General features: G+C 68.2%; 25 protein-coding genes and 3 tRNA genes. 12 read left to right on the top strand and 16 right to left on the bottom strand.

Features of this window, described 5'->3' with window-relative positions:
- Positions 1-367: 367 nt before the first annotated feature.
- Positions 368-451, bottom strand: a tRNA-Ser gene (locus ACP96_RS14480).
- Between the two features lie 26 nt (positions 452-477).
- Positions 478-1026, bottom strand: a complete 549-nt coding sequence (locus ACP96_RS14475; RefSeq protein WP_050025860.1) for a hypothetical protein — start codon at positions 1024-1026, stop codon at positions 478-480.
- Between the two features lie 143 nt (positions 1027-1169).
- On the opposite strand from ACP96_RS14475, the gene ACP96_RS14470 reads away from it, so the two are divergent.
- Positions 1170-1838: an undecaprenyl diphosphate synthase family protein gene (locus tag ACP96_RS14470; protein ID WP_050025862.1), complete on the top strand. Its 669-nt coding sequence runs from the start codon at positions 1170-1172 to the stop codon at positions 1836-1838.
- A 30-nt stretch (positions 1839-1868) separates the two neighbouring features.
- Here the strand turns inward: ACP96_RS14470 and ACP96_RS14465 are convergent, their stop codons facing one another.
- Complete coding sequence (locus ACP96_RS14465) at positions 1869-3035, bottom strand: inorganic phosphate transporter (RefSeq protein ID WP_050033844.1); 1167 nt, start codon at positions 3033-3035, stop codon at positions 1869-1871.
- A gap of 153 nt (positions 3036-3188) precedes the next feature.
- On the opposite strand from ACP96_RS14465, the gene larC reads away from it, so the two are divergent.
- Positions 3189-4568, top strand: coding sequence for a nickel pincer cofactor biosynthesis protein LarC (gene larC, locus ACP96_RS14460; RefSeq protein ID WP_050033843.1), 1380 nt, complete (start codon positions 3189-3191; stop codon positions 4566-4568).
- Positions 4569-4591: 23 nt separating this feature from the next.
- On the opposite strand, the gene ACP96_RS14455 is transcribed toward larC, so the two are convergent.
- Positions 4592-4903: a hypothetical protein gene (locus ACP96_RS14455; RefSeq protein ID WP_050033842.1), complete on the bottom strand. Its 312-nt coding sequence runs from the start codon at positions 4901-4903 to the stop codon at positions 4592-4594.
- Positions 4904-5446: 543 nt separating this feature from the next.
- On the opposite strand from ACP96_RS14455, the gene aspS reads away from it, so the two are divergent.
- The 3 genes from aspS to ACP96_RS14440 all read left to right on the top strand — a co-directional run bounded on the left by aspS (position 5447) and on the right by ACP96_RS14440 (position 8045).
- Positions 5447-6751, top strand: coding sequence for an aspartate--tRNA(Asn) ligase (gene aspS, locus ACP96_RS14450; protein WP_050033841.1), 1305 nt, complete (start codon positions 5447-5449; stop codon positions 6749-6751).
- A 258-nt stretch (positions 6752-7009) separates the two neighbouring features.
- Complete coding sequence (locus tag ACP96_RS14445) at positions 7010-7303, top strand: hypothetical protein (RefSeq protein ID WP_050033840.1); 294 nt, start codon at positions 7010-7012, stop codon at positions 7301-7303.
- Between the two features lies 1 nt (position 7304).
- Positions 7305-8045, top strand: coding sequence for a DUF4382 domain-containing protein (locus ACP96_RS14440; RefSeq protein ID WP_050033839.1), 741 nt, complete (start codon positions 7305-7307; stop codon positions 8043-8045).
- A gap of 243 nt (positions 8046-8288) precedes the next feature.
- Here ACP96_RS14440 and ACP96_RS14435 read toward each other — a convergent pair whose 3' ends face one another.
- The 3 genes from ACP96_RS14435 to ACP96_RS14425 form a co-directional block, all read right to left on the bottom strand.
- Complete coding sequence (locus tag ACP96_RS14435; RefSeq protein ID WP_050033838.1) at positions 8289-8966, bottom strand: TVP38/TMEM64 family protein; 678 nt, start codon at positions 8964-8966, stop codon at positions 8289-8291.
- Between the two features lie 61 nt (positions 8967-9027).
- Complete coding sequence (locus tag ACP96_RS14430) at positions 9028-9555, bottom strand: hypothetical protein (protein ID WP_050033837.1); 528 nt, start codon at positions 9553-9555, stop codon at positions 9028-9030.
- 91 nt (positions 9556-9646) lie between these two features.
- Entirely contained in the window at positions 9647-10474 is an 828-nt protein-coding gene (locus ACP96_RS14425) for an NAD(+)/NADH kinase (RefSeq protein WP_050033836.1), read from the bottom strand.
- Positions 10475-10595: 121 nt separating this feature from the next.
- On the opposite strand from ACP96_RS14425, the gene ACP96_RS14420 reads away from it, so the two are divergent.
- Complete coding sequence (locus tag ACP96_RS14420; protein WP_050033835.1) at positions 10596-12059, top strand: KaiC domain-containing protein; 1464 nt, start codon at positions 10596-10598, stop codon at positions 12057-12059.
- 54 nt (positions 12060-12113) lie between these two features.
- Positions 12114-12524: a hypothetical protein gene (locus tag ACP96_RS14415; RefSeq protein WP_050027188.1), complete on the top strand. Its 411-nt coding sequence runs from the start codon at positions 12114-12116 to the stop codon at positions 12522-12524.
- A 132-nt stretch (positions 12525-12656) separates the two neighbouring features.
- Here the strand turns inward: ACP96_RS14415 and ACP96_RS14410 are convergent.
- Positions 12657-12727: transfer RNA gene (locus ACP96_RS14410), tRNA-Gly, on the bottom strand.
- 91 nt (positions 12728-12818) lie between these two features.
- Here ACP96_RS14410 and ACP96_RS14405 point away from each other — a divergent pair.
- A complete protein-coding gene (locus ACP96_RS14405; RefSeq protein WP_050033834.1) occupies positions 12819-14285 on the top strand; it encodes a M28 family metallopeptidase in 1467 nt (488 codons plus the stop codon).
- A gap of 1 nt (position 14286) precedes the next feature.
- On the opposite strand, the gene ACP96_RS14400 is transcribed toward ACP96_RS14405, so the two are convergent.
- Positions 14287-15204 (bottom strand): NAD+ synthase, encoded by a 918-nt coding sequence (locus ACP96_RS14400; RefSeq protein ID WP_050033833.1) that lies wholly within the window; start codon positions 15202-15204, stop codon positions 14287-14289.
- A gap of 443 nt (positions 15205-15647) precedes the next feature.
- Here ACP96_RS14400 and ACP96_RS14395 point away from each other — a divergent pair, with 443 nt between their 5' ends.
- The gene (locus tag ACP96_RS14395) at positions 15648-16181 is read left to right on the top strand and encodes an Rrf2 family transcriptional regulator (protein WP_050027144.1); all 534 of its coding nucleotides are present in this window, start codon (positions 15648-15650) and stop codon (positions 16179-16181) included.
- A 13-nt stretch (positions 16182-16194) separates the two neighbouring features.
- On the opposite strand, the gene truA is transcribed toward ACP96_RS14395, so the two are convergent.
- From truA to ACP96_RS14380, 3 genes are all read right to left on the bottom strand, one after another.
- Positions 16195-17100: a tRNA pseudouridine(38-40) synthase TruA gene (truA, locus tag ACP96_RS14390; protein ID WP_050033832.1), complete on the bottom strand. Its 906-nt coding sequence runs from the start codon at positions 17098-17100 to the stop codon at positions 16195-16197.
- Positions 17097-17597, bottom strand: coding sequence for a universal stress protein (locus ACP96_RS14385; protein ID WP_050033831.1), 501 nt, complete (start codon positions 17595-17597; stop codon positions 17097-17099). Before ACP96_RS14385 ends, truA begins: the two co-directional genes overlap by 4 nt.
- A 74-nt stretch (positions 17598-17671) precedes the next feature.
- Positions 17672-17872 carry a XapX domain-containing protein gene (locus ACP96_RS14380; RefSeq protein WP_050033830.1) on the bottom strand — a complete coding sequence of 67 codons (201 nt, stop codon included), beginning with the start codon at positions 17870-17872 and terminating at the stop codon, positions 17672-17674.
- A 132-nt stretch (positions 17873-18004) separates the two neighbouring features.
- On the opposite strand from ACP96_RS14380, the gene ACP96_RS14375 reads away from it, so the two are divergent.
- A complete protein-coding gene (locus ACP96_RS14375; RefSeq protein ID WP_050025832.1) occupies positions 18005-18571 on the top strand; it encodes a peptidylprolyl isomerase in 567 nt (188 codons plus the stop codon).
- A gap of 189 nt (positions 18572-18760) precedes the next feature.
- Entirely contained in the window at positions 18761-19516 is a 756-nt protein-coding gene (locus ACP96_RS14370; RefSeq protein ID WP_050033829.1) for a ferritin-like domain-containing protein, read from the top strand.
- Positions 19517-19573: 57 nt separating this feature from the next.
- Here the strand turns inward: ACP96_RS14370 and ACP96_RS14365 are convergent, their stop codons facing one another.
- The 4 genes from ACP96_RS14365 to ACP96_RS14350 all read right to left on the bottom strand — a co-directional run bounded on the left by ACP96_RS14365 (position 19574) and on the right by ACP96_RS14350 (position 23250).
- Positions 19574-20521, bottom strand: coding sequence for a D-2-hydroxyacid dehydrogenase (locus ACP96_RS14365; RefSeq protein ID WP_050033828.1), 948 nt, complete (start codon positions 20519-20521; stop codon positions 19574-19576).
- Between the two features lie 81 nt (positions 20522-20602).
- On the bottom strand, positions 20603-21829 hold the full coding sequence (locus ACP96_RS14360) for a cystathionine gamma-synthase (protein WP_050033827.1): 1227 nt from the start codon (positions 21827-21829) through the stop codon (positions 20603-20605).
- Positions 21830-21933: 104 nt separating this feature from the next.
- Positions 21934-22044 (bottom strand) — tRNA-Glu (locus tag ACP96_RS14355).
- Between the two features lie 180 nt (positions 22045-22224).
- Entirely contained in the window at positions 22225-23250 is a 1026-nt protein-coding gene (locus tag ACP96_RS14350) for a DUF7504 family protein (RefSeq protein WP_449272144.1), read from the bottom strand.
- Between the two features lie 357 nt (positions 23251-23607).
- Between ACP96_RS14350 and ACP96_RS14345 the strand changes: the two genes are divergently transcribed.
- On the top strand, positions 23608-24606 hold the full coding sequence (locus ACP96_RS14345) for a phosphate signaling complex PhoU family protein (protein WP_050025823.1): 999 nt from the start codon (positions 23608-23610) through the stop codon (positions 24604-24606).
- The last annotated feature ends 67 nt before the right edge of the window (positions 24607-24673 follow it).

Raw genomic sequence — 24673 nt, 5'->3', positions numbered from 1 at the left:
GCGGATCGAGTTCGTAGCTCATCGTTAAATCACCTGTCAGTAACATGGCTCGGAAACCTGTTAAAGATAATGAGTCATGCGGTACCACGCGTCACCGGACGTGAGGAACCTCGAACGAGAGGGGTCGAGAGCGCTTGGCTCGCGGTTCAGGCCGGCACGGGAGCTTGACGACGATCCGATCGCTCTCGGCATCGAGCCCAGATGTGGCTGAAAGCGGTTTCCCAGCGTATACGAGACGCGCGCTGACGGTGGGACTGGGATTCGAACCGATGCGAGACGGTCGCCCTCGCGATGCTCGGGCGCTGCGACTCGCAGGCTTCGAATCCCTGCACGAGACGCGCGCGGCGCGGAGTGCGCCGCGCGCTGACGGTGGGACTGGGATTCGAACCCAGGAAGCCGTGAGGCTACCGGTTTTCAAGACCGGCGCAATGGGCCACTCTGCCATCCCACCGCACCCCGACTGTCGGGAGCGTCCGACTAAGGGGTGTCGGTGTCGGGCGGGTCGGTCGCGTTGGTCGTCTCGCTCCCCCGAAGCCGGTAGTGGATCGCGAAGACGACGAGGGCGGCGAGGATCGGGGGCGCGATGCCGGCGATCTGCGGGAGCCCGTAGAGGGCGCCGACGACGGCGGACTCGGTCGGCTCGCGGAGTTCCGCCGGTGCAGAGATGATTAGCCCGACGTACAGCGAGACGAGGAACAGGAACCCGCCGTACGCGAGGTTTCGGTCGTACCCCGGCTTCACGGGGTCGCCACGACGGTGCCGCCGTGCGACGAACAGCAGGGGCGCGAGCAGCGGCGCGACCGCAGCGAATCCGGCGATCACGTACAGCGACCGCGAGAACAGGAACGTCCCGCCCTGCACCTCCGCGGTCTCGGCCATCCAGACGACGAGCGCGAGGGCGACCACGGTCGAGATCAGCCCGGCCGCGAGCGCGCCGATCACGCCGTACACGCGCATGGTCCACGACTCCGTCTCGCGGATCGCGTAGGGGATCGCACCGAACACCCCGCGGTAGCTGTCTGCCATCGACCGTGCTAGGGCAGAGGGCGAATTAAACCCCTCGTCGACGGGCGCGACCGGCCGGAGTACTGCGGTCGGCGCTGCTTCTCTCAGGGTCATGACGTTCCGGGTGACGTGAACTTTTATACCACGCGCCGGGACCTTCCCACGTGGGCCTGTACGACACGTATCTCGCCGTCCGCCACCGCTTCCACGACGGCGACCCGCCCGAACACGTCGCGATCGTCATCACCGAGCGCGACCTCCTCGCCGACGGCGCGTTCGACACGCTGTCGGCAGCGCTCGGGTGGGCCTTCGAGTACGGCGCGGCGCGCGTCACCGTCTCGGTGTCCGTGCTCGACGAGGCCGTCGTCCCGACGCTCGTCCGCGAGCTCCGTCAGATCGACGCCCCCCGACGGTTCGTCGTTCGTGGGCCGGAGGACGCGACGCTGGGCGGGGACGCGATCGACTCCGGAGACGGCTCGGAAGGGCGACACCGAGACGGGCGACCGGGCGACGCCCCGATCCGAATCACGGTCGGGCTCGGCGGGAAAGCCGAGTTCGCGGCCGCGGTCCGAGAGATCGCGGTCGACGTGGACGACGGTGACCTCGATCCGGAGTCGATCGACGCCGACGACGTCTCGGACCGGCTGGTGTTCCCCGAAGAGCCGGACCTCGTGATCAAGACCGGCGCCGAGCGGCTCTCGGACTTCGCCATTTGGCAGTCGGTGTACGCGGAGCTCTACTTCACCGACGTGAACTGGCGGGACTTCAGGAAGCGGGATTACCTCAGGGCGGTCCTCGACTTCCAGGACCGCCAGCGCCGGTTCGGTCGGTAGGCGGGCGGGTGAGAGGAAGGCGTTCGCGCCTCACCAGACGAACCGGAACAGGAGCGTGAACGTGACGAGCGCCCCGACCGTCGAGAGGATCGGGACGACGTTCTGCATCAGCACGACGCGCGCGCTCGTGCTCGGATTGAACAGGTCCGACGCCGAGGGGATGTCCGACGGGTCGCCCTCGCCGATCGGTCCCGTCTCGTCGGCCTTCAGCGCGCCGACGGAGACTTTCGGCTCCTTCTCGCCGCTGATCCCCTGTTTGACCGTCACGGTCCGCGTCGCGCGTCCCCACCCGAGACCGACGATGGACATCGTCGCGATGATGACGAACGACGCCGGGATCCCCACCGCCGAGAGGCTGATGACGATCCCGGAGGAGACGCAGGCGACGACGATCGCCGCGGTCAGCGGGAGGTCGGTGATGTCGTTGCCGAGCGTGTCGAGCGTCCGGCGCGCGATCGTGAACGCCCCGACCGCGACGGCGGCGCTCCCGAGGAGGATCATCGGTGTCATCTCGACGTTGTCGAGCGCGACGAGCGGGGCGATCGCGTTCGCGATGTTCGACGTGCCCGAGGAGAAGGCCATCAGACACCCGATCGCGATGACGACGAACCCGCCGACCATCTCGCGGCGCGTCGTGTTCGGGCCCGGGACCGGCTTCGGGACGATCCCCGACCGGTCGAACTCGAACAGCGCGCCGTCGGTGCTCTCGATCGCCACCCAGCTGTCGATCGCGGGGTAGAAGTACCGGCCGACGACGCCGGAGACCCAGAACCCGATGATCGGCGCGACGATCCACCAGATGGCGATCTCGCCCATCACGGCCCGGTCGAGGGTGCCGGTCGCCAGCCCGAGCCCCGCGATGGCCCCCACTGCCGTCATCGACGTCGACGCCGGCACGCCCGCGAAGTTGCCGACGAACAGCGCGCCGCCGATGAAAAAGAGGACGACGATGCTCGTCTCCAGCGTGAACACGTTGCCGCCGGTGACGAGGTCCTCGCCGAGCGTCGTCACGACGCGCTGTCCCAGGGTCCCCGCGCCGATGAAAAAGAAGATCGACATCAGCGCCGCGGCGCCCGACTTCGAGATCACGTCCGCGCCGACCGCCGGTCCGAACGCCGGCCCCGTCGTCGCGCCGCCGATGTTGTATCCGACGAACGCCGCGACCACGAATCCGACGAGAAGTAAGACCTCAACCATATACAGACCACAACGACACACGACGGGTTAAACGAACAGGTTTGCGCATCCCGAAAGAACCGGGCGGGTGGTCGTTCGGAGAGTCACACCCGAGCGCGTCGCCGGCGAGTCGGATACCGGGAGTATTTGTCTCGCGGTGGCCTCCGATCGGCCATGCGAACGCTCGTCTTCGACGGCCGGACCGGCGCCGCCGGCGATATGATCTGCGCCGCGCTGATCGCGGCCGGCGCCGACCCCGGAGTCCTCTCCCCCGTGACCGATCGGCTCCCGGTCCGGTATGAGGTCGGCGAGACGACCAAAAACGGGATCCGGGCGACGACCGTCGACGTGCTCCTCGACGATGACGACGGAAGCGGTGGCAGCGATGGAAACGGTGACGGCAGCGATGGCGACGACGACGGCCACTCGCACGAGCACGACCACACCCACGAACGTTCCCACGACGGCTCCGAGCACACCCACACTCACGACGGCCTCGAACACGCCGAGGGGGCCGGTGTCCACCGGAGCTACCCCGAAGTCGTCGCGCTCGTCGAGTCGATGGACCTCCCCGATTCCGTCGAGTCGGTCGCGCTTGACGCCTTCGAGCGCCTCGGACGCGCCGAGGCCTCGATGCACGGAACCGACCTCGACGAGACCCACTTCCACGAAGTCGGCGCCGACGACGCGATCGCCGACGTGGTCGGCGCGGCGCTGTTGCTCGACGACCTCGATCCCGAGCGGGTCGTGACGACACCGGTGGCGACCGGCGGCGGCGAGGTCGAGATGAGCCACGGCGTCTACCCGGTCCCGGCGCCGGCGACGACCGAGATCGCGGCCGGCGCCGACTTCTCGGTGGTCGGCGGGCCGATCGACCGCGAACTGCTCACGCCCACTGGCGCCGCGATTCTCGCCGCGGTCGCCGAGGGAGCCGATTCGCTTCCCGACTTCGATGTCGACGCCGCCGGCTACGGGGCTGGCGACGCGACTTTCGAGAGCCATCCGAACGTGCTCCGGGTGCTGGTCGGCGAGGGGGGCGAGCTGGACGCCGAGGATCGCGCTCACCCTCACGACCACGCCCTCGTCCGCGACGACATCGCCGTCCTCGAAACGAACCTCGACGACGCCGACCCCGAGGTGCTCGGCGGGCTCCAAGAGACACTCAAGCGCGCCGGCGCCCGCGACGTGACGGTCGTGCCGACCACGATGAAGAAGTCGCGTCCGGGCCACCTGGTGAAGGTGATCTGCAAGCCCGACGACGCCGAGGCGGTCGCGGAGCGGCTCGCCCGCGAGACGGGGACGCTGGGGGTCCGCCAGTCCGGCGCGAGCCACCGGTGGATCGCCGAGCGCGACTTCGAGACGGCGGTTCTCTCGATCGACGGCGACGACTACGAGGTGGCGGTGAAGGTCGCGTCGACCGCCGAGGGAGACGCCTACGACGTGAGCGCCGAGTACGACGACGCGGCCGCGGTCGCCGAGGCGACCGGCCTCCCGATCCGGGACGTGCTCCGTCGGGCGGAGCGCGCGGTTCGCGATCGGATCGGAGAGGAGTAGACGCTAACTGGTGCGACCCCCGGTCACCCCGGCGGTTCGACCCGCTCGACCCGCTCCGGCTCGACGCCGAACCCGTCGGCCAGCCGGTCGGCAACGCGCTCGGTGACCCGCTCGGAAGGCCGGTCCGCGTCCGGGACCGAGAGGGTCGCGACCGCCTCGACCGTGGTGTCGTTGAGCCCGGGCTGGAGGCCGGCGATCGACAGATTCTGGACGTCGACGCCGTCGACTTGCTCCAGTTGCGCGCGGGCGCCGGCGGCGAGGTCGCCGGCGGCGGCCTGCGAGACGCGCACCGTCACGGTCGCTTCTACGGTCTGCGAGTGGATGGCTGCTGCCATATCCCCTCGCCGCGAGTCGAACGCGGCACGGACCGGTCCGCGGCCTCGAGGGCGAGTCCACCTTCGACGGCGGACCCGACGCTCGCGAGGGGTACGGTCGCGCCCGGTGGTCGGTAGTCGGCGGCCGACGAGCGACACAGCGACGGCTGGAGAAGTCGGGATGCGGCCCGTCCCGCGGGGAACTCCCCAGCCGACGCGCGTCACGCGGTCGGGCGGACGGACCGTGTCTCCGGAGTCCCGTAGCCGTTCCAGCCGAGGAGCGCGCCGCTGACGAGGGCGGCGGACGCCGAGGCGGTGGAACGGAAGCGGGTCATACGTGGACTCCGGCGGCGCAGAGCGCCGTTACCGCTTCGGTATGTCGGGTGGTTATTAAATCTATGGCGACCGTGTGAAATGCTACCGAACATTTTACAGATGGGAGGCGACTCGACAGGCGGCAACCGCGAATCCCGCGCAGATGACCCATATCGGCCGGTTCCGGCGAGGGTGAGACGACAGGCCTATGACGAACGCCCGACCAGTTGCGCGTAAGCAACCCCCGTCATGATCGATCGAATCCACACGTCGGACGTCGAACCGGACGCGGACGAGGTCGCCATCGCCGGCCACGTCCACGAAATCCGCGACCTGGGAGGCCTCGTCTTCCTCATCGTGCGCGACCGCGAGGGACTCATCCAGATCGTCTTCAAGGAGGAGCGCGAGCCGGAACTGTTCGAGGCCGTCCAAGACGTCGGCGCCGAGGACGTGGTCCGGGTCGTGGGGGAACCGCTGGAGAGCGATCAGGCGCCCGGCGGCGTCGAGATCGCGCCCACCGAGTACGAAGTCATCGACGAGGCCGGCTCCCCGCTCCCGCTGGAGATCTCGAAGGACATCGAGGTCGACCTCTCGACCCGGCTCGACAACCGCGCGCTCGACCTCCGCAAGCCGGAGACGCTCGCGGTGTTCACCCTGCGCTCGAAGCTGATGACGGCGATGGAGGAGTGGTTCGACGACGAGGGGTTCGTCGACATCAAGACGCCGCTCATCTCGAAGGGCGGCGCGGAGGGCGGCGCCGAGCTGTTCCCGATTCTCTACTACAACAAGGACGCGTTCCTGTCGCAGAGCCCCCAGCTGTACAAGCAGATGCTGATGGCGTCGGGCTACGAGGCCGTCTACGAGACGGGGACCGCGTTCCGCGCCGAGGACTTCGCGACCTCCCGCCACGTCTCCGAGATCTCGATGTTCGACGTGGAGCTCGCGTACATCGACGACCACGACGACGTGATGGACGTTCAGGAGGAGTCGCTGCGCCACGCGCTCCGCGAGGTCGCCGAGAACGCCGAGCGCGAGCTCGACCTGCTCGACGTCGACCTCGACGTACCCGAGGACGACTTCCCGCGGATCACCTTCGACGAGGCGCTCGACATCCTCGAGACCGAGTTCGGCCACTTCCCGGACGACCCGACCGATCTCGACACGAAGGGCGAGAAGCTGCTCGGCGAGCACTTCGAGGAGCAGGGACACCCCGCGTTCTTCGTCGTCGGCTACCCCGACGAGAAGTTCTACTACATGCAGGACGTCGAGGGCGACGACATCGCCTCGCGGAAGTTCGACCTCATTTATAAGGGTCAGGAGCTCTCCTCGGGCGGCCAGCGCGAACACGACGCCGACCGCATGGTCGAGGTCATGGAGGAGGAGGGCGTCGAAACGGCCAACTTCGAGTTCTACATCGAGGCGCTCAGCTTCGGCACGCCGCCCCACGGCGGCTACGGGCTCGGCATCGACCGGCTCGTCCAGAAGGTCGCCGACCTCGACAACATCAAGGAGGCGATCATGTTCCCGCGCGACCCGAACCGGCTGGAGCCCTGAGCGAGCGAGAACCCTAGCGAGATCGATCCCTTCGGAATCGATCCGGTCTGCCGCGCGCGCCGAAGCTCGTTGCTGGCGCGGTCTGCGCCAGCGATGTCGACCGCGACCGATCGGCTGCTTCTTTTATAAATAACCGCTCGTTTTGCCGGAACAGTCTCGTCAGGTCGCCTTCCGGCGATTAAACCGAGTTAAATCGGGCGTAATTCGGGTGAACGGCTTGGGGTATTAAAGGTGACAGCGGCCCGAGCCGGAGTCGTCATGAACGCGATCCGAACGACACTGATCGTGGCGCTCGCCACGGTGGTACTGATCGGGACCGGCGCGGCCGCCGGTGCCGTCGCGGCGACGCCCGGGCCGGACGGCGCGCCGGGTGACGCGGGGCCGCCGAGCGACCTGCCGGACCAGGTGCCGGACTTCGTCGGCGGCATCCTCGATAGCGTGAACGACTTCCTCTCCGGCGGCGTCGACGACCTCGGTGAGAACGTGAGCGACGTGGCCGGCGACGGTGCCGGTGAGGGCGACGGGGCCGACACGGACGAGGGGGAGGCATAACGTGACGGACCGCACGCCCGACCTCGATGCGCTCGACCGGCGGACGTACCTGCAGGCGACCGGCGCCGCCGCGCTCGGCGTGTCCGGGCTCGCCGGCTGCGTCGGTCGCGCGACCGGGACGCTCGCGACCGCCGTCACCGACCAGCCCGCCGACATCGGGGACTTCGAGTCGCTCGTGGTCACCGTCGAGGGGATCTGGCTCGGCCCCGAGGGCGCCGAGAGCGGCGCGGACGGGAACGAGACGGACGACGAGAACGCGACCGACGGCCAGAACGCGACCGACGGCGACACCAGTAGCACCGACGGCAACGAGACCGACGACGGAAGCGACGAGGAGGACGACGATGACGACGGCGAACCCGCCGGCCGCGAGTATCTCGAGTTCGACGAGCCCCAGGAGGCCGACCTCGTCCAGCTGCAGAACGGGGAGACGAAGCTGATCGACGAGCGAGAGCTGTCGGTCGGTACGTACCGGTTCCTCCAGTTGAACATCTCGAACGTCGAGGGTACCCTGGAGGGCGGCGACGACGCCGAGGTCGACCGTCCGGGGAACGCGCCGCTGACGTTCAACGCGGAGTTCGACATTCAGGAGAACACCCGGACGGTGTTCACCGCCGACTTCGCTCCGGTCCGGCGCGGGAACGGGCGGTACCTCCTGCGTCCGGTTCCGAGCGGGATCGAGGTCGACTACGAGGAGACAGGTGGCGACGACAGCGACGAGAGCGGCAACGAGACGGAGTAGCCGGCGGCGCGTCGCGTTCCCCTCGGTCCCCCGTTGAAGCCACGGTCCGAACGACCGCGCGCTTCGGGGTCAGGGCTGGGAGCGGTCCCGGGATTCGGGGACCAGGGGAATGCACGCTCGCATCGGTCCCCCTGTCAGAGGCACACGACCCGTTCGATCGTCCCGACGCGGTAAACCGCGACGGGACGGTCGGGTTTCGTTCAACGCGAGGGCGCGAGACGACCTGCGCCGTGGCCACACCGGTCACGCGGTCGACGACGCGCGATCTCTTATAAACGTGCGATACAGCGGTCCGGCGAGCAACAGCGCCCCGAAACCGGCCATCGCGACCAGTGTGGTCGGATCGATCGTGGCGGCACCGCCGTCGGCGAGCCGGGTGACTGAGACCCCGACCGCGACGCCGATAACCGCCCACGGGAGTTCTCCGAGGGCGGTACCGAGGAGCAGCGATCGGAGCCGGATCCCGGACCCGCCGGCGGCGACCGAGACGGCGTCCGAGGGGACCGGCAGCAGACGCGTCGCGGTGACGGCTCGAACGCCGCCAGTTGCCTCGGTCAGTCGCTCGCCGGCGCCGCAGAGCCGGTCGGCGACCCGGGAGCCCTCGCGGGCTCGAACGCGCCCGGCGCGTGCGAGCCAGTACGGCGGAAGTGCGGTCACCACCATCGCGACGACGCCGAGGGGGAGCCCGGCCCACCCGTATCCGAAGCCGGCGACGACGGCGAGCAGGGTGGTCGGCCACGCGAGGAGGGGCCTGATCGCCGTCAGCGCGACCAGCGCGGCGCCGAACCGGACCGGGTCGTCGGCGAGCCACGTCAGCGGCCCGAGCACGGCGTCGGGAGAGATGACCCACGCGAGCGCCGCGAACGCGGCTACCGCGACTCCCGCGAGCACGTATCCGACGACGCCGGTTCGGCGGTTCACGGACGGTCGTGCTCTCTCGGGCGATAAACGCTTTGTGGAGCGTCTCGTCTTTTTAACCAGATTACTCCTCGATGAACTCCCGGCGAAACTCCGCCGAGAGGTGCTCGCGCTGCCACGTCTCGATCGCGGACTCGTCGAGGCGGGTTGCCCAGATCGAGAGCAGGACGGCCGCGAGGGCGACGCCGGGGAGGACCAGCGCGGCGGCGTCGACGAACAGTCCCGGCCGGAAGAGGAAGAGAGCGATCCGGTCTCGGAACGCGTCCCACGCCGGCTCGAACGCCACCCACCTGAACGCGGTCGGGACGAGCGCCACGGTCGCGACCGGGTAGACGAACGCGTCCGTCACCGGTCCGCCCCTGCCGCGGACGAACGCGGCGGCGTAGAACCCCCAGCAGGCCATCGACGCGACCGCGGAGGCGACCCGTCGGGGGCCGTCCGGCGTCCCGTGATCGAGGGCGCCGAGTTCGAACAAGAGCGCGGCGGCGCCGACGTAGGCGAGCAGGCAGGCGACCGCGCCGCCGACGAGGACGCCGGCATGGGCGGCCCGCGACTGGTTCGCGAACGGGGCCAACCCGATCGGAAGCGACATGGACGGGAGATGTGGCCGACTGGCGGTTGAAGCTTGCGAGTCGGTCGAGGAGATCAAAGGCGGGACGCCGGGCGGCTTCGCGTCGACCCGCTCACGACAGCTTCCCGAGCGCCTCGAAGAAGTCGGAGGGCGGGCCGGCGATCCGCATCGGGGGAGTCGATCGCTCGACGGTCACCTCGGCCGGGGCGGGGAGGGTCGTCACGTTTCGCCCGTCGCTGGCGACGACGAGCTCGTCGACGCCTTCGACCGCCACGGTCACGGTCGCGTCGGCGTCGACCACGAGCGGTGGCATCCCCTCGTCGGCGGCCATCTCGTTGACGACGAGCCCGCTCACCGTCGGGTGGACGAGCGGTCCTCGCTCCGAGAGGTTGTACGCGGTCGAGCCGGTGGGCGTCGCGACGAGGACTCCGTCGGCGTGCCCGCCGCCGTACCGGCTCCCGTCCACGCGGACCTCGTAGTCGATCCCCGCGCCGGGGCCGCGTCGGTCGCCTTGGATCACGATCTCGTTGGCCGCGGGGACGGAGGTCCAGTCGCCGGTCCGGGCGGCGAGCCGGGGCGCCTCCCGCACGTCCATCTCCCCGCGGTCGAACGCCTCGACCTCCGAGACGACGGCCTCCGCGGCCGCCTCCGGGGGGACGGCGTTGAGGAAGCCGACCTCTCCGAGGTTGATGCCGACGATCGGGGTGTCGCCGGCGTTGCGCGCGACGAAGAGGAACGTTCCGTCGCCGCCGACCGCGACCGCGAGGTCGCAGTCGGCGAGCGCGGCGACCTCGCGCCCGACCGCCGGTTCGCCAAGCGCGTCGGCGGTCTCCGCGTCGAGCCAGACGGACGCCCCGGCGTCGGCGACCGCGTCGCGCAGCTCGTCGGCGACGGCGACCGCGCGCTCGCTCCCCTTCCGCGCCACGATTCCGACCTCCATGCGCCACCGATTCTCGCCGCCGGACAAAAGGATGCGGACATCGGACCGCGGTTCCGGAAAGTTTCAAGCCGCCCGCCCGCCTTGCGGGAACCATGTCGACTCCCCACGGCCGACTGGAACCATGAGCGAGGAGGACGACTGGTTCGAGCGCGCGTTGCGGGACGCCGACGCGGACAGCGACGCGGTCGACGACGGGGAGAACGGCGGGTCCGGCGGCGACCAAGCCGGAGCGGACGACGAGGCGGGTGGCGAGAACGCGGACGGTGAGGCGTCCGAACCCGAGGGAGGAGGCGAGCCCGACGACGAGCGCGGGAGCGACCCGTTCGGCGGGATCCGCGAGGGGGAGCGCGACCCGTCTCGAGACGTCGTTGGCAGCCTCGATGAGGGTGACCTCAGCGATGGTGACCTCGGCGACGACGGTCCCGGAGGCGGCGAGTCCGGGGACGGCGACCCGTTCGGAGACGGCGAGTTCGGAGACGATTCGTCCACCGACGACCCGTCGCAGTCCGCCGACGAGAACGGCGACGAGGCCGAGTCCGATCCGTTCGGCGGCGGCTCGTTCGGCGAGGACGATCCCTTCGGCGGTGGATCCGCGGGAAGCGACACTGCGGACCCGACCGACTCCGGAGGTGGGTTCGGCGGCGGCTCGTTCGGCGAGGACGATCCCTTCGGAGGCGGCGGGGGCGGCGAGGGTGGCGGGCCGACCGGCGGCGGACAGACCGGAAGTGGGCCGACCGGCGAGTCGACGGACCCCTTCGGCGGGTACCGGGGGAACGCCGCGGGCGACTCGGGAGGCTCGAACGATGTCGGATTCGGCGAGTTCGACGGGGCAGAGAGCGGCGAGGCGTCGCCGGGGTTCGACGTCGACCCCGACGAGTTCGAGTCGTCGATCGAGCGCACCGACATCGGAATCGAAGGGCTCGACGAGATGATCCTCGGCGGCGTCCCGCGTCGCTCGCTGCTGTCGGTCATCGGCGGCGCCGGGACCGGGAAGACGACGTTCGCGCTCCAGTTCCTCAACGAGGCGCTCGAGTCCGATCGGAAGGGGATCTACATCACCCTCGAACAGACCCGCGAGTCGATCCTCGCGACGGCCGAGGAGAAGGGGTGGTCGTTCCGCGAGCACGCCGACGAGGACCGGCTCGCGGTGGTCGCCATCGACCCGATCGAGATGGCGAACTCGCTGGCGTCGATCCGGAACGACCTCGTCCGGCTCATCGCCGAGTTCGACGCCGACCGGCTGGTGCTCGACTCCGTCTCCCTCCTCGAGATGATGTACGACCACCCGGCGAAGCGCCGCTCCGAGGTGTTCGGGTTCACCCGGTCGCTGAAGGAGGCGGGTGTCACGACCCTGCTCACCTCGGAGGCGAGCGAGAGGAACCCCTACGCCTCCCGCCACGGGATCGTCGAGTACCTCACCGACGCGGTGTTCGTGCTCCAGTACATCCGCGGCACCGACTTCCGCGAGACGCGCCTCGCCGTCGAGATCCAGAAGATCCGCGACGCGAACCACTCGCGGCAGTCGAAGCCGTACGAGATCACCGACACCGGCATCTCGGTGTACGGGCAGGCGAACATCTTCTGACGGGCATCCTCGCGCGCGGTGGGTTTTACAATCGGTATCGCGCAACGGATCGCCATGTCTCCCGCGAACGTCGCCCTCGCCCCCTCCCGTCGAGCGCTTGGAATCGGCTTGTTCGCCGGCCTCGCACACCTGATCGTCGGCGGAGCGCTCTCCGTGTGGTTCGGTTTCTCGTGGGCCGCGAATCCGTTTCTCGCGTACGTCGCCCTCGGCGGCCTCCTGCTCGGAGCCGTTCCGGTGGTGCTTCTGGTCGAGAACCGACTCGTCGCCCCGTCAATCGTCGTTGCCGTCGCGTTCGTCGCGTCGGCGTACGGGACGTGGTCCGTGTACGTCGCACCGGAGGTGATCCCCGCACCGGTCGGCCCGACGCCGTTCGGCTGGTACCTGATCGGGTGGGTCGTCGTCCTCGGGGCAGCACTGGTCACTGGCGGCGTCGAGTACGGTCTGCGCCGGGTGGTGAGCACGTAGCGCGAGTGAGCGGGTCCAATTCGCTCACGGATAACCCGACGGCTCGCGGTGTTGCTCGCCACAGAAATGCACCGTCCGGGACCCCCGCGAGCTTGCGAGCGGGGGTACGGACGGTGCACGAACGAAGTGAAGTGCACCGTCCGGGAATTGAACCCGGGCTATTAGCTTGGGAAGCTAATGTCCTACCACTGGACCAACGGTGCTCACTCGAATGTTCCGAACCTTCACACTTGAACGTAGCGTTTCCGGTGCCGCGAGCCACACCCTTAACCCGCCACCGGCGGACTCGTCCCCATGCACTCACAGCCGAACGCGACGGACGCGACGCCTGATCCGGCGGCCGTCGAGCGGGTCCTCGAGCGACGCGCCGAACTCGCGCCGGCGCTCGGCCGGGCATGGACCGACGGCGAACCGCGGCGCTTCCTCACCGACCTCACCGCGATCGGGAGCCGGATGGCCGGCAGCGAGGGCGAGCGCCGGGCCGCGGAAATCGTCGCCGACGCGTTCGAGCGCGCGGGGCTCTCCGAGGTCGAGACGAGGGCGTTCGAGATGGACGCGTGGGAGCGCGGGGACGCGACGCTCCGGGTGACTGCGCCCGGACGCGACGGCGCGGCGGCGACCCGCGAGTTCGAGGCGCTCGCGCTCCCCTACTCGCCCGAGGGGGGTGTTTCCGGGGAACTCGTGGACGTGGGATACGGCACGCCCGCCGAGATCGACGAGCGGGAGGTCGAGGGGCGGATCGCGGTCGCGTCGACGACGACCCCGGAGGGCGGGCGATTCGTCCACCGGATGGAGAAGTTCGGCTACGCGCTCGACGCGGGCGCGGTCGGCTTCGTCTTCGTCAACCACCTCGACGGCCAGCTACCCCCCACGGGAGCGCTGACCTTCGGCGAGGAGGCCGACGCGGTCGCCGTCGGCGTCTCGAAGGAGACGGGCGCGTGGCTCCGGGAGTACGCGGTCGGCGGGGGTAACGGGGGCGGCAGGGCCGTCGGGGGCGGCGGGGTCCCGAGCGAATCCGACCCCGCGGCGACCGCCGAGCTGTCAGTCGAGGCGTCGACGCTGCCGGGCGAGAGCCGGAACGTGGTCGGTCGCGCGGGTCCGGACACCGACGAGCGGCTGCTCCTGCTCGCGCACTACGACGCCCACGACATCGCGGAGGGCGCGCTCGACAACGGCTGCGGGATCGCGACCGTCGCGACCGCCGCGGAGATCCTGACGGAGGCGGCCCTCCCGATCGGCGTCGACGTGGTCGCGGTCGGCGCGGAGGAGGTCGGGTTACTCGGCGCGGAGCAGTTGGCCGAGCGGGTCGACCTCGACCGGGTCAAGGGCGTGGTCAACGTCGACGGCGCGGGGCGGTTCCGCGACCTCGTGGCGCTGGCGCATGCCTCCGAGACCGCGGCGTCGGTCGCCGAGGCGGTGTCGACCGGAACCGACCAGCCGATCGCGGTGGACGCGGAGCCGCACCCGTTCTCCGACCAGTGGCCCTTCGTCCGACGCGGGGTGCCGGCGCTCCAGCTCCACAGCGACTCCGGCGACCGGGGACGCGGCTGGGGACACACCCACGCGGACACCCGCGACAAGGTCGACGACCGGAACGTCCGGGAGCACGCGATACTCACCGCGCTGCTCGTCGCCGAGTTCGCGGCTCCCGAGCGCGACGCGCCGCGACTCGATCGCGACGACCTGATTGCGGCGCTCAGGGAGGCCGACTTCGAGACGGGGATGCGCGCGGCCGACCTCTGGCCGGCCGGCTGGGAGTGAATCAGTTCCCCCGTCCCGTCGGCATCGGCGGACTCGTGCGCTTGTGCGCTGAGGCGCGGTGACGCGCGAGTAGGTCCGCGACCGTCTCCTCGTCGGCGTCGTCGCCCAGCCGTTCCGCGATCGCCTCGGCGTCGAGTTCGCGGTCGACCCCGAGCCGCAACACCGCGTCGATCACGTCGTAGGGGGCGCCGAGGTCGTCAGCATCGCGCTGTCCGGGGAGAAAGCCTGCGGTGGGCGGCTTCTCGACGACGAACTCGGGCACGTCGAGCTCGTCGGCGAGCGCGCGAACGTCGGTCTTGTACAGGTGCCCGAGCGGCAGCAGGTCGGCGGCGCCGTCGCCGTGTTTCGTGACGTACCCGAGCAAGTGTTCGCTCCGGTTCGTCGTCCCGCAGACGAGCCGATTCGTCGTGTTGGCGGCGAGGTACGCCATCGCCATCCGGAGCCGGGCGATCGCGTTCCCTGAACGAATCGGCTCGTCGTGGAGGTCGAACCGGTCGGGTGCGACCGCGCCGAACTGCGCGAACAGCGGCTGGAGGTGGACCGTGTCGTGCTCGATCCCGAGCGCGTCCGCCAGCGCCTCGGCGTCGCGAGCGTGCGGCGCTCCGATCTTGTTACAGGGGAGGATCAACCCGTACACGCGGTCGGCGCCGAGCGCCTCGACCGCCAGCGCCGCCGTGACTGTGGAGTCGAGGCCGCCGCTCATGTTGACGACTAGTCCGTCCGCGTTCGCGGCCGCGACCGCGTCGTCGATGAACGTTCGGATCCGGTCGCGCTCCGCGGCCGGGTCAGGGGCGTCAAGCAGGTCGACGGCGTCGTCGGGGATATCGTCGGCCGGCGAATCGTCTCCGCTCGCCGTCGCAGCCGCGGACCGGTCGGGTATCGCCTCCGGCTCGAACGCGGTCGACTGCGAGTCACCCATCGGTGCGCCCCCCGGACGGCGGCTCCGAGAGCGGTCGGTTCGGGGGCGGTCCGCTCGAAGCACTCGATCCTCGGACGGTTCGAGCGGTTCCCGTGACCCGTGTGCGCCGTGAACACCTGCGGGCATCGATTCGAAAGCTCATGTTCGCCCGTCGCTTCCGAACGAACGGGTAAATACTCACGGTGTGAATTATTTAAGGACTTACCCATATCACGCAGTGTAAGATCTGTTTTTCTATGAATTCTATCCTGAACGTCTATTTAGTACGCAGAATATCCACGAAAGACAACTATATCTCTGTCAGAACTAGAAATTTGATATACACGAGTAGAAAAGGCAGATTTTGAGCTAGATAGGAATATATTTAGTCAGAACATTCTTTATAAACAATATAAGGGAGAAATAACCAAACATTTATACATCAAAATTTGTTCGATGCGACTATGTCGACGATACAGCTCACGAGCAGTCAGAGACGGGTGCTCACGGCGCTCGTAAACCTCGCGGAGAACGCGGATCGGCCGGTCTGCGGCCGAGCGATCGCCGAGTCGATCGACCGCAACGCCGGTACGGTTCGGAACCGGATGCAGAGCCTGCGCGACATCGGCTTGGTCGAGGGCGTCGCCGGGCCGCAGGGCGGGTACGTCCCGACCGACGCGGCCTACGAGACGCTCGGCGTCGAGCGCATGGACGACGCCGCCAGCACGCCCGTCGAACGCGAGGGCGATCCGGTAGAGGGAGTGAACGTCGAGGAGATCGACCTCTCCAGCGTCGCCAATCCCGAACTGTGTCGGGCGGAACTCGTGATCCGCGGCCCGGTCGGCTCCTTCGACACCGGCGACCGGGTGACTGTCGGCCCGACGCCAGGGAGCGGGCTCCGGCTCTCGGGAGTCGTCGACGCGACTCACGTCGACGGCAACACCCTGTTGGTCCGCGTCGAGGGTATGGAGACGCCGGGCGGGGAGCAGGCGGCGTAGCGCGGTCAGCCGCCTATTCGGTCGTGTCGGTTCCCGCGATTCGGTCCCGTATCGCGCCCGTCGCCGCCGCGGCGTGTCGAGCGTCCCGATAGCGCTCCCCGAAGGCGATACGCGCGCTTTCGGCCGCCTCGGGATCGGTCTCGAACGCGACGCCCTCGTAGTCCACGTCCCAGAGCACCAGCGGCTCCGGCGGCGCGGGGCCGACCCCGAGTTCGCCGGGAACAGGTTCGGCGGCGAGCAGGCGGTCGATCAGGGAACGGTCGGCCGTGCCGCGGCCGACCGCGCGGACCGCGGCGACGAGCCGGCGCACGAGCGCCCGCGGAAACCCCCCGGCGCTCACTTCGACGACGAGGAGGTCGCCCTCCCGGGTCGCGGTCGCGGTCAGGTCTCGGACGGTCCCGGTCTCGTCGCTCGTCAGGTTGTGGAAGTCGTGTTCGCCCGAAAACCGGGCGAGCGCGTCGCGGACGCGGTCGTCGTCGACTGCGTGGTCGCGATCCGTCCCGTAGCCGTGGCCCACGTCTTCGCCGCGGGCCGGCGCGTACAGGTGGTACCGATAGGTCCGCCGGACCGCGTCGTGAGTCGCGTGGATCCCCTCCGACACGTCTGCGGCCGCCCACACGCGGACCGAACCGGGGAGGTGCCCGTTGAACGCCCGCGGGGTGAGCCAGTCGGGCGCCGCGAACGCGACCGTCTGCGCGACCGCGGAGACGCCGGCATCGGTTCGCCCCGCGGCGGCGTACCCCGGCGGCGTCGCGTGCGTCGGCCCGTCACCGCGATCGAGAATTCCGTGCTCGGCGAGCGCCCGCAGAAGGGTTCCCTCGACGGTCGTCGCGTGGGGCTGCCGCTGGAAGCCGGCGTACGCGCGGCCGTCGTACGCGACTCGGAACGCGCGGGTCGCCCGCTTCGAGGCGTCGGTCACTCCGCGCCGGCGCCGTCGCCCGCGTTCCCGGCGTCCTTCGCACGCTCCGCGGCGTCCGCATCCTCCTCGCGGTCGGCCATCGGCACGGTAACAACCGGGACGGGAGAGACGCGGACCACCTTCTCCGTGACGCTGCCGAGCAGGACGCGCTGGAGACCGGAGCGGGTGTGGCTCGGCATCACGACGATGTCGGCGCCCACGTCCCCGATCGCGTTCTCGATGACGTCGACGGGCTCGCCGCGGATCACGTTCCCGACCACGTCGACGCCGGCAGACTCCAGCTCCGCCGTCACGGTCTCGACCCGTTCCTCGGCCGCGTCCTCGACGCGTTCGGCGAACGCGCCGGCCTGCGGACCGCGCAGCGTCTGCGCGATTGTGTCGATCGCGGAGACGACGTACACGGTCGCGTCGTACCGCTCCGCGAGGCTCTTCGCGTGCGGAATCGCGTCGTTTCCCTTCCCGCCCGGCGCCACGGGGAGGAGGATGTCGTCGTACATGCGTGAGCGTCCGCCCGCCGGGTGCAAAACGGTACCGGCCGCCGTATCGGGGGCCGACCGTGGCAACCCCGGCGCTACAGCCCGAGCGCGTCGAGCAGGTCGAAGCCGACGCCGGCGTAGCCGACCAGCTTGAAGCCGAGGTAGATCCCGACGATCGCCACCACCCCCGGCAGTTCGGGCGGGGCGGGGATCGGGACGCGGAGGAAGGCGAACAGCGCGCCGACCGTGAGGCCGACGATCAGGGCCGCGACCGTCACCACGGGCGTTGAACTCATGTCGGCGGTTCGGCGGTATCGACTCATAAGGGCGGCGTTCTCGGCCGGTGCGGTGTGATTAGGGGGACCGACGACTCTCCGCCCACGCCGCGGATGGGCAGGGTTTTCAGACGGGCGCCCCTCCACGGGGACATGGCACGAGAGGTTTCCAACCCCGACAATCCGCAGGTGACGCTTGAGACGAATCACGGCGACGTCGTCGTCGAGCTGTTCGCCGACCGCGCGCCGAAGACGGTCGAGAACTTCCTCGGACTGGCGCGCCACGACCCCGCCGCCGACGCCGATCCCGCCCGCGACACGAACACGTGGGAGGACCCCGAATCGGGCGAGGTCCGCGGCGACTCGCTGTACGAGGGCAACGTCTTCCACCGCGTCATCGAGGACTTCATGATCCAGGGCGGCGACCCGCAGGAGAGCGGCCGCGGCGGCCCCGGCTACCAGTTCGACGACGAGTTCCACGACGACCTGACCCACGACGGTCCGGGAATCCTCTCGATGGCGAACTCCGGCCCGAACACGAACGGCTCGCAGTTCTTCATCACGCTGGACGCCACGCCCCACCTCGACGGCAAGCACGCCGTCTTCGGGCAGGTCATCGACGGGATGGACGTCGTTGAAGAGATCGGCGCCGTTCCGACTGACCGCCAGGACGAGCCCCGCGACACGGTCGAGATCGAGCAGATCGCGGTCGACGAGTAAGACGGATATCCGCGGCGCTGTCGGTTCTTGGCCGATGAGACATCCGACGGGGCGCCATTCTAGTAGGCTGTTGTTCCGCCTCCAATAGTTAATTTAATGACAATAATCTAGCGATAGTGTTTCTGAGTAGTCTATAACTATCAAGCATACACACGAATGTGGAAACGCTGGGATCATCCCAGTTCAACAATGACTGGCATAAACGACCCGGAGGCGTACGCGGAGCGGATCGCGGAATCGGTGAAAGAACAGGCAGAGCAAAGCGGCGGTTCTCGACGGAATTTTTTGGGCCGCTCGGTTCTGGCCGGAGGGGCGTTACTCGCACTTGGTAGCGGTACGGGCCTCGCCTCGGAACACGAGGACGACGAGCTGGAGGCGGACTTCGACGACGTGGCGGGAACCGACATCGACGTGCTGAACTACGCGCTCACGCTGGAGAACCTCGAGAACGCGTTCTATCGCGAGGGGAGAGACATGTTCAGCGTGGACGACTTCGCGCGGGAGATGTACGACAAAAACCTCGACGGTCTCAGCTCGGAGACCGCCGAAGAGGTCCAGATGACGTACGACCGCGTCGAGGTTATCGGCGAACACGAGGCGACCCACGTCGAGGTCCTCGGCGAGGCGATCACGCTGCTCGGCGGCGAGCCCAACCCCGAAGCCTCCTACGACTTCGGAGTCGACACCGTGGACGGGTTCCTCGCGACCGCTCAGGTGTTCGAGAACACGGGGGTCGCGGCCTACGCCGGTGCGGCCCCGTTCATCGAGAGTCCGGACCTCTTGGGTGCCGCGCTGTCGATCCACAGCGTCGAGGCGCGTCACGCCGCGTTCCTCAACGATGTCAACGGCGAGTCTCTCTTCCCGGACGCGTTCGACTCGGCCCTCTCTCAGGAGGCCGTTCTCGACGCCGTCGGCCCGTTCATCGAGTCAGACGGCGGAGAGTGACTGCGACGACGACAGGGAGCGTCGGATCGAATACGCTCGGCGCCTCGGGGCGTCCGATCACACCACCAGATTCTCCAACTCCTCCCCGCTGTCGAGCCGGCCGACGTTCTCCGCGAGGATGTCAACGACGCGCTCGTAGTAGTGCGGAGTGTGACCGGCGTTGTGCGGGGTGATCGTGACGCTTCCGAGCCCCCACAGCGGGTGGTCCTCGGGGAGCGGCTCGGGGTCGGTCACGTCGAGCGCGGCCCCGCGGATGCGGTTGTTCCGGAGCGACGAGACGAGGGCGTCGGTGTCGACGACCGGTCCACGCGCAACGTTGACGAGGATCGCATCGGCTCGCATCGTTCGGAAGGCGTCGGCGTCGACGAGCCCGCGGGTCGTCTCGGTGAGCGGACACGCGAGCACCACGTACTCGGCGTCCGCGATCGCGTCGTGGAACTCGTCGAAGCCGTACACCTCGTCGGTCGGCCCGCCCTTCTCGGGTGTGTACCGAACCCCGACCGTCTCGACGTCGAAGGGCTCCAGCCGGTCGACGACCGCCCCGCCGAGCGCGCCGAGCCCGACGACGGCGACGGTCGAGCCGTACACCTCGGTCGTCTCGTAGCTCCGCCACTCTCGGCGCTCCTGCTGGCGGTGCGCGCGCGGCCACTGCCGGGCGTGGGTGATCATCGACCCGAGGACGTGCTCGGCGATGTTCGGCTTGTGGACCCCCGAGGCGTTCGTCAGGGCGACGCCGTGGTCCGCAAGCGCCTCGCGAGGGAGGTGGCCCGTCCCGGCGAACACGCACGCGAACAGCTCCAAGTTCTCGGCCGCGGCCAGCAGCTCCTCGTCGATGTCGGGACCGATCGCGATTCGGGCGGTTTCGAGCAGATCGCGCTCCTCAGCCGGCGTTCGGGCCAGCACGACCGACCGGTCGGGAAGCCGCTCGCGGAGCGCCGCGGCCAGCTCCGCGCCGCCCGAGCCGTGAATCGTCTGTCGCATCACGAGGATATCTGGGTCGCTCATGGCGGAGAGACTCGCCGCAACGGGTAAAAAGGATGGTCGTCCGGCGACCGGTGCCGGATCTACCCGCCGGGAGGGCGGTCTCTACTCCAACGCCGCGTCGAACGCCCGCTGGAGGTCGGCCGTCATGTCGTCGACGTGCTCGATCCCCACCGAGACGCGGATGAGCCCGTCGGTGAGCCCGGCCGCGAGCCGTTCCTCGCGCGGGATCGCGGCGTGGGTCATCGCGGCGGGCTGCTCGATCAGGCTCTCGACGCCGCCGAGCGACTCCGCAAGCGTGAACACCTCGGTCTCGCTGACGACCGTCGACGCCTGATCGAGGGTGCCATCGAACTCGAACGAGAGCATCCCCCCGAACGCGTCCATCTGCTCGGCTGCGAGATCGTGGTCCGGGTGGCTCTCCAGCCCGGGGTAGTAGACGCGGCTCACGTCGTCGTGGCCCTCTAACCACTCGGCGAGTTCCATGGCGTTCTCGCAGTGGCGGTCCATCCGGACGGAGAGCGTCTTGGTCCCGCGCAACACGAGGAAGGAGTCGAACGGGCCGGGCGTCGCGCCCACCGAGTTCTGGTAGAAGCCGAGTCGCTCGTCGAGTTCGGCGTCGTCGACGATCAGCGCGCCGCCGATGGTGTCGGAGTGCCCGCCGAGGTACTTCGTCAGCGACTGGGAGACGATGTCGGCGCCGTGTTCGAGCGGGCGCTGGAGGTACGGCGTCGCGAACGTGTTGTCGACCGCGCAGAGCGCGTCCGCCTCGTGAGCGATCTCGGCGAGCGCGCCGATGTCGTTGACGTTCAGCAGGGGGTTCGTCGGCGTCTCGACCCAGACGAGCTCCGTCTCCTCGCGCATCGCGTCCCGGACCGCCTCGTGGTCGGTCGTGTCGATGAAGGAGGTCTCGATGTCGTACTGCTCGTACACCTGCGTGAGAATGCGGTGGGTCCCGCCGTACACGTCGTCGCCGGCGACGACGTGGTCGCCCGCCTCCAGCAGGTTCAACACGGTGTTTATCGCAGCCATCCCCGAGGAGAAGCAGCGCGCGTGGCTCCCCGACTCCAGCGAGGCGAGGTTCGCCTCTAAGTCGGTCCGGGTCGGGTTCCCGGTCCGGCTATACTCGTAGCCGCGGTGTTCGCCCGGCGCGTCCTGTTTATACGTGGAGTTCGCGTGGATCGGCGTCATCAGCGCGCCGGTCTCCGGGTCCGGCTCCTGTCCGGCGTGGATCGCGCGGGTCTCGAAGCGGCGGTCGTCGGCGTCGCCCTCACGGGGAGCGTCGCCCTCGTGTTGGGTTTTGTCCCCGCCGGCGTCGGATCGGTCGCTCATACAGAACGGTCGTCGCCGGGGGAAGTGATTCTTCCCCTTCAGAGGCGGGTCTGGAGAGCGGGAGACGCCGAGCGCGACCGCTGACCGCGTGGGACTGAGAGAAGTGCTCGGTCAGGGATTTGAACCCTGGTCGTCGGCTGTCTTCCAAACCGGCGCGTTTTCGCGCCGCGTCTGTCGAAAGGCCAACATGATTGGCCGGACTACACCAACCGAGCGCAATTTCGGATTGTGCCGCACCCAATTTAACTCTTCTCAAGTCGCGGCACCGTGAGGGTAGTCCCCGTGGTCGACGACCGGTCGACGCTCGTAACGCGGAGTCACGTCTCCCTCCCACGTCGTGCGGTTCGGGGTTTCAGCGCCGATCGATACGTGGGTCCCTGCTTTGAGACCGTCATCTACCCGATCTCGATCGTTTCGATGTAGCGAAGGAACGATTCCAACCCCTGGTTCGTCGTGTAGTGGACCGTATCGGCGTCGGCGTCGTACTGGATGATTCCGGCTTCTTCGAGCCTTGGGAGGTGGGTATGAATACACTCGATCCGGATCTGTTCGCGTGACGGCGCATCGCGGATCGGCAGTGATCGATCGATATTGTAGACCTCCTCGACCAGTTGATCAAGCGGGATCTCATCGATCGGCTGGCTCTTCAGGTTGTACAGCAGGGAACGTCGGCGTGGAGACGACAGCAGACCCAAGACCGTATCGAAGGAGTGCCGCATCGGTACCGTTTCGGGGTGGTCCGGATCCGTCTTCGCGCTTCCGCCCGGCGGTGGCGTCGTCGAACGGAACGTCGGCGTCGTCGTCCGCTTCTCACGCTCTGTCGGGATCCAGCCGTCCGGAGTGTACTCGATCACCGCATCGTACAGCGGCCGAAGCGTCGCGACCGTCTCCTCGTCGTGTTTACTCGGGTCGACGTGGTGATGAGCGATCACGCCGAGGTGTTCACAGAGAGTGTTGAGAGCGGTGACGAGACTGATGACTTGATCGGTGTCGTAGGCGGCGAGCAGTGACGTTACCGAGTGAAGGCACATGACCGTCGTTTCGTCGGTGTCCTTCCACGCACCAAGTTGGCTGGCGATAGCGAGGCCGATGTCGTAGAGGTCCGCATCTTCGGGAACTCCACGCACCGGGATCGACCCCGCTTCGGAGGTCGGGAGCTGCCCGTTGGTCATCTCTCGTCGTGCGTCGACGATCGCGGCTCGTGTTGGTAGCCCGCCGTCAGCTTCGCGTTGCCAGATCGACAGCCGCTCTGTCGGAGACGTTGAAAGAGTAACGCACAGCACATTTGTCTCATCGGGCGGATCGCGGGTTAACAGGTCGATACAGGCGCTGTCATCCGGAGATTCGAGTAACGGAGCGAGAAGAAGAATGGAGGACGACCTGCTAAAATAAGTAGTGAGTGTCTGTGACGGATCTGTCACTGCCGCCTAATTGGAAACTAATTACAAAAAATTTACTAATTATTTCACAAATTTGATAAACAAGGGATCGACGCGCTTCCGCAAGCCGCGATCATCTCGTGTCCGACCCGACGGTCAAGCAGATCGATCACTAACGGTTACATGTCGATTGTTGCCCTCTGAAACCGGTGTTTTGGCAACAGTTTCGAAAATATATAGTACTATATAAACTACTTATTTTTGAACGGAGAAAACGCTGTTTGCGACGGATGATATCTGTATATCCGTTTGAGTGCTAGTATATGGGCGGCAAGAGGCCTTCATAAGCGGATATATATTTCAGATAGGTTTAAGGGAGACGGGGAGTCATACCGAGACATGGAGACGAGGAAGGTGCAAGTCACCGGCGGGTCGACGTACACGGTTTCGATTCCGAAGACGTGGGCGACCGATAACGACGTCGAGGCGGGGACGGAGATCGAGTTCCACCCGGACGGTGATTCGCTGTTTCTCACGCCGCACTCCGAGGAGGAGCGCACCCGCGGAACGCTCGACATCTCGGATCTGTCGGGACAGGCCCTAACACGCGCGGTAACGACGATGTACGTCAGCGGATTCGACGTGATCGAACTCGAGGGCTCCGAGATCACGACGGAGCAGCGGTCGACGGTCCGCGAGGCGGTCCAGAGCCTCGTCGGGTTAGAGGTGTTAGAGGAGACTCGCGACCGAGTGGTCGTGCAGGACTTACTCGACTCCTCGGAGCTTTCGATCCACAACGCGGTCACGCGAATGCGACTGATCTCGCTCTCGATGTTGGAGGACGCGATCACCGCACTCGCCGAGCGCGACCACGACCTCGCGCGCGACGTGATCGGGCGGGACGACGACCTCGACCGACTGTGGCTCGTCGTCTCGCGGATCTTCCGGGCGACCCTCCGAACGCCGAAGGCGGCCGAGGAGCTGGGGCTCCCGCGCGAGGAGTGTTTCGATTACCACTCCAGCGCCCGCCAGCTGGAGCGGATCGGCGACCACGCGACGAAGATCGCCCACCTGACGCTCAACATCGACGAGCCGCTTCCCGACGAGGTCGTCGACGCGGTCAACGAGCTCTACGGCGACGCGGTCGAGGTGATCGACACCGCGATGGACGCGCTGTTCGCGGACGGCAGCGAGGAGGCGACCGCCCTCGCGAACGAGGCGCGTACCGGCGTCCGGGCGATCGATGAGCGGGTGCGCGCGATCGACGAACTGCTCCGCGATCTGGATCCGACCCGCGCGCAGTTGCTCGGGCTGGTCGTCGACTCCGTGCTCCGGTCGGCCGATTACGGCGGGAACGTCGCGGAGACGGCGCTGCAGAAGGCCGCGCCGACGCCGTGACCTGACGCCTCTGGGCCGACGACGACCGTCGGTCGGATCGCCGGGGAAGCGGGTTTTTTGAACGTCG

Source organism: Halorubrum halophilum, assembly GCF_000739595.1.
In the GTDB taxonomy this organism is placed as follows: Archaea; Halobacteriota; Halobacteria; order Halobacteriales; family Haloferacaceae; genus Halorubrum; species Halorubrum halophilum.
This window is presented reverse-complemented; position numbering and strand designations above follow the sequence as displayed.

Excerpts from the sequence above, each read along its gene's own strand:
- ACP96_RS14405 (WP_050033834.1), top strand. The coding sequence starts at position 12,819 with ATGCACTCACAGCCGAACGCGACGGACGCGACGCCTGATCCGGCGGCC.
- ACP96_RS14365 (WP_050033828.1), bottom strand. The coding sequence starts at position 20,521 with ATGAGCGACCCAGATATCCTCGTGATGCGACAGACGATTCACGGCTCG.
- aspS (WP_050033841.1), top strand. The coding sequence starts at position 5,447 with ATGATCGATCGAATCCACACGTCGGACGTCGAACCGGACGCGGACGAG.
- ACP96_RS14400 (WP_050033833.1), bottom strand. The coding sequence starts at position 15,204 with ATGGGTGACTCGCAGTCGACCGCGTTCGAGCCGGAGGCGATACCCGAC.
- ACP96_RS14375 (WP_050025832.1), top strand. The coding sequence starts at position 18,005 with ATGGCACGAGAGGTTTCCAACCCCGACAATCCGCAGGTGACGCTTGAG.
- ACP96_RS14385 (WP_050033831.1), bottom strand. The coding sequence starts at position 17,597 with ATGTACGACGACATCCTCCTCCCCGTGGCGCCGGGCGGGAAGGGAAAC.
- ACP96_RS14360 (WP_050033827.1), bottom strand. The coding sequence starts at position 21,829 with ATGAGCGACCGATCCGACGCCGGCGGGGACAAAACCCAACACGAGGGC.
- ACP96_RS14395 (WP_050027144.1), top strand. The coding sequence starts at position 15,648 with ATGTCGACGATACAGCTCACGAGCAGTCAGAGACGGGTGCTCACGGCG.
- ACP96_RS14415 (WP_050027188.1), top strand. The coding sequence starts at position 12,114 with ATGTCTCCCGCGAACGTCGCCCTCGCCCCCTCCCGTCGAGCGCTTGGA.
- ACP96_RS14445 (WP_050033840.1), top strand. The coding sequence starts at position 7,010 with ATGAACGCGATCCGAACGACACTGATCGTGGCGCTCGCCACGGTGGTA.
- ACP96_RS14380 (WP_050033830.1), bottom strand. The coding sequence starts at position 17,872 with ATGAGTTCAACGCCCGTGGTGACGGTCGCGGCCCTGATCGTCGGCCTC.
- ACP96_RS14370 (WP_050033829.1), top strand. The coding sequence starts at position 18,761 with ATGACTGGCATAAACGACCCGGAGGCGTACGCGGAGCGGATCGCGGAA.
- ACP96_RS14425 (WP_050033836.1), bottom strand. The coding sequence starts at position 10,474 with ATGGAGGTCGGAATCGTGGCGCGGAAGGGGAGCGAGCGCGCGGTCGCC.
- ACP96_RS14465 (WP_050033844.1), bottom strand. The coding sequence starts at position 3,035 with ATGGTTGAGGTCTTACTTCTCGTCGGATTCGTGGTCGCGGCGTTCGTC.
- ACP96_RS14420 (WP_050033835.1), top strand. The coding sequence starts at position 10,596 with ATGAGCGAGGAGGACGACTGGTTCGAGCGCGCGTTGCGGGACGCCGAC.
- larC (WP_050033843.1), top strand. The coding sequence starts at position 3,189 with ATGCGAACGCTCGTCTTCGACGGCCGGACCGGCGCCGCCGGCGATATG.
- ACP96_RS14455 (WP_050033842.1), bottom strand. The coding sequence starts at position 4,903 with ATGGCAGCAGCCATCCACTCGCAGACCGTAGAAGCGACCGTGACGGTG.
- ACP96_RS14430 (WP_050033837.1), bottom strand. The coding sequence starts at position 9,555 with ATGTCGCTTCCGATCGGGTTGGCCCCGTTCGCGAACCAGTCGCGGGCC.
- ACP96_RS14345 (WP_050025823.1), top strand. The coding sequence starts at position 23,608 with ATGGAGACGAGGAAGGTGCAAGTCACCGGCGGGTCGACGTACACGGTT.
- ACP96_RS14475 (WP_050025860.1), bottom strand. The coding sequence starts at position 1,026 with ATGGCAGACAGCTACCGCGGGGTGTTCGGTGCGATCCCCTACGCGATC.